The sequence below is a fragment of the Kribbia dieselivorans NBRC 106261 genome (genome assembly GCF_001552435.1).
GTDB classification, from domain to species: Bacteria; Actinomycetota; Actinomycetes; order Actinomycetales; family Dermatophilaceae; genus Kribbia; species Kribbia dieselivorans.
On sequence record NZ_BCRE01000260.1, the window covers coordinates 1 to 3353 of the forward strand.

Sequence of the window (3353 nt, forward strand, 5' to 3'; positions counted from 1 at the left end):
AAACGCCTGCAGCAGGCCGGCGCCACCGTGGCCGCGCCCCAACTCACCGCCACCTCCGCCACGCGCCTGGTGACGGCTCGGGACGCGATCGACCCGCGCACCGCCGTGCGCGCCGACGGGAAGCAGGTCAAGGCGCGCACCGACGAGAGCGTGACCCAACTGACCTCCGCTCGGTGGCGGTCGGCCGCGCCGGCCTGGGAGGAGCAGGCCACCGCGCTCGACGACCTGGCCACGGCGTCCGGCGAGACGGTGCGGGTGACCGCCGACGACGTCAACTTCTTCGCCAACAGCGGCCGGCTGCAACTCACCGTGCGCAACACCCTGCCGGTGGCCGTGGAGGACCTGCGGGTGCACCTCACGCCGACGAGCCCGCGCCTGTCGATCGACGAGCAGCCCGAACCGCTGCGGATCGGGGCCAACAGTCGACAGGTCGTCACCGTCCAGGCCACCGCCCACGGCCCCGGCCTGGTCCTCGTCGGCGCCACCGTGACGACCCGGGACGGCGATCCGGTGGCCAAACCGACCGCGCTCCGCGTCAAGGTGCAGCCCACCGGCAACTCGATCTACTGGGTCGTCGGCGTGGGGGCGGCGTTGCTGCTGGTCGCCGGAACCTGGCGTAGCCTGCGTCAGAGCCGACGCCGACGTGCCCTCGCTCAGAATTCCCCCGCGCAGAAATGAGGAGTGCCTCGCAGATGGCCTCGAACTCCCAGCCGTCGCAGGTGAACCTGGCTCGGTCCAGCGCCATCATGGCGGCCGGCACGCTGGCCTCGCGCATCCTCGGGTTGCTGCGCAACTCGCTGACCGGTGCCGTGGTGGGTGCGACGATCCTGGCGGCCGACGCGTGGAACGCCGCGAACACCCTGCCGAACATCTTCAACATGCTGCTCGCCGGCGGCGTGCTCAACGCGGTCATCGTGCCGCAGATCGTCAAGGCGCTGCGGCACGCCGACGGCGGCCAGGCCTACGTCAACCGCCTGTTGACCATCGCGATGGCGATGATGGGTGGCGCGACCGTGCTGGCCACGATCTCCTCGCCGCTGCTCATCCGGCTCTTCACCGACGAGGGCTGGGGCGACCCCGAACGGGGGTTGGCGACCGCCTTCGCCTTCCTGTGCATGCCGCAGATCTTCTTCTACGGCCTGCACATCCTGCTCGGGCAGATCCTCAACGCCAAGGGCAAGTTCGCCGCGTACATGTGGTCACCGGCCCTGGCCAACGTCATCTCCATCGCCGGTCTGCTGTGGTTCGTGCTGACCGACCAGCCGCTCCAGGCCCCGGTCGAGGACTGGACCCCGCTGATGATCACCGTGCTCGCCGGCTCGGCGACCCTGTCGATCGTCGCGCAGGCGGTCGTGCTCATCCCGCCCCTGCGATCGGCCGGGTTCCGGTTCACGCCGATCTGGAGTCTGCGCGGCTCCGGTCTGGGCGCCGCGACCCGCATGGCGTCGTGGGCGTTCGCGGCCGTGCTCGTCAGCCAATCCGGGTTCATCATCACCTCGCGCGTCCTGACCGGAGCGACGAAGCGCGCCAGCGAGGGCGGGCTCGAGGCGGCGGGTCTGTTCGGCTATCAGAACGCGTTCCTCCTCTTCATGCTGCCGCACTCGCTCGTCACCGTCTCGCTGGTCACGGCGCTGTTCACGCGCCTGTCGCACGCGGCCGTCGACCGCGACCGCGAGGCCGTCGTCGCCGACCTCCACCGCGGTATGCGCCTGCCCGCGGTCATCCTCATCCCGGCGACCTTCGCCATGGTGTTGCTCGCCCCGCTCATCCTCCAGGCGCTGCTGTTCGGCAACAGCCGAGCACAGACCGACACCATGGTCGGGGTGCTCGTGGCCATGGTCATCGGCCTCGTGCCGTACGGGTGGCTCTACCTCGTCCAGCGCGTGTACTACGCCTTCGAGGACGGCGCGACCCCGTTCTTCCTGCAGACGATCGTCACCGCGATCGCCACCGGCTTCAATCTCCTGGGCGCGTTCCGGCCGGCCACCGAGACGGCCATGTGGGTCGGCGTCGGGCAGACCGCCTCGAACGTCGTTGCCGCGCTCCTGGGGTTGTGGCTGTTGCAGGCCAAACTCGGTCCGTTGCGGCTGGGATCGGTGGTGCAGCAGAACCTTCGCCTCATCGTCGCGGCGGCCGCAGCCACGCTCATCGGTGCCATCGTGATGGGGGTGCTCATCGCCTTCTTCGGCGATGAGCTGGTGGCCGGCACGCTCATCGGTGGGGTGGTGGGGGTGCTGATCCTCGTCCTGAGCCTCGTCGGGGCCGCCCGGCTGCGGGTCAGCGAGGTCAGCGAGACGATCAATCCCCTGCTGGCACGCATCCCTGCCGGGCGCCGCCGGGCGGGTCACTGACCGTCGATACCGGTTCGTTGCAGGTACGGGCCCTAGTATGTGCAGGTCCAGCGCCAGCAGTGACAAGGAGAGCTTGTGCACGGGGTCGAGCCGGGAACCGTCATCGGGGGCCGCTACGAGGTGATCCGCCGCGTCGAGGAACGCGTCGATGCCGAGCGGTGGACCGCGCATGACACCGTACTGAACCGCGAGACGGTGCTCCTGTGCGTGCCCACCTCGGCGCCGCATGCCGAAGCCGTGCTCGACGCCGCCCGTCGTGCCGCCGCGGTCGTGACGAACCGCCTCGTCGGGGTTACCGACGTCGGCATCCACGACAACGTCGCGTGGGTGGTCGAGGAGGCCACCCCCGGCGCCCAGACCCTGGCCCAGCTCTCGGCCGGCCGCGGCCTGCCCGCCGAGGAGGTGCGCCGCATCACCGGCGAGGCCTCCACCGCGCTGGAGAACGCCGCACGCCGCGGGCTGCACCACCTCTACCTCCACCCCGGATCCGTGATCGTCACCGCCGACGGTCAGGTCAAGGTGCGGGGGTTGGCCACCGAGGCCGCGCTGCGACAGTCCGACGAGATCGACAGCGAGACGGGCGCGCGCCTGGACGCGATCCACATCGTGGGTCTGGCCTACGCGGGTCTGACCGGCAAATGGCCACTTCCCGGAGAGTCGTGGGGCCTGCCCGCCGCGCCCCGTGACGGTGGTCGGGTGGTCCCGGCCGACACGCTCGTCGCCGGTGTGCCCGGGGACCTCAACGCCCTGTGCACCCTCACGCTCAACGAGGGGGGTGGACCGCTCTCGCCGGGTGACTACGCCTCGCAGGTGGCGCCGTGGTCGCCGACCCGGGTCGTGGCCGCGCCCGGTCAGGTCGACGAGGACACCTCGGTGCTGCGCACGGTGCAGCCCCGGTCGGCTGCGGTCGGCCCAGGTGCCGGGTCGATGCCCGTCGGCGCGGCCGGGGCTGGAGTGGCCGGTGCTGGAGTGGCCGGTGCGGCCGCTGCCGCCGGCCAGGTC

Annotated in this window: 3 protein-coding genes; all 3 read left to right on the plus strand. The window is 71.2% G+C overall.

Features of this window, described 5'->3' with window-relative positions; genetic code table 11:
* On the plus strand, nucleotides 1-678 hold a 678-nt coding region (locus KD1_RS17045; protein ID WP_169795421.1), incomplete at its 5' end, for a DUF6049 family protein.
* A 14-nt stretch (nucleotides 679-692) separates the two neighbouring features.
* Entirely contained in the window at nucleotides 693-2351 is a 1659-nt protein-coding gene (gene murJ / locus KD1_RS15605) for a murein biosynthesis integral membrane protein MurJ (protein ID WP_068403441.1), read from the plus strand.
* A gap of 75 nt (nucleotides 2352-2426) precedes the next feature.
* Nucleotides 2427-3353: protein kinase family protein (locus tag KD1_RS15610; RefSeq protein WP_370670766.1), on the plus strand; the 927-nt coding region annotated here is incomplete at its 3' end.

What these genes read in the sequence shown, in the direction of transcription:
- murJ (WP_068403441.1), top strand. Translation starts at nt 693, where the DNA reads ATGGCCTCGAACTCCCAGCCGTCGCAGGTGAACCTGGCTCGGTCCAGC.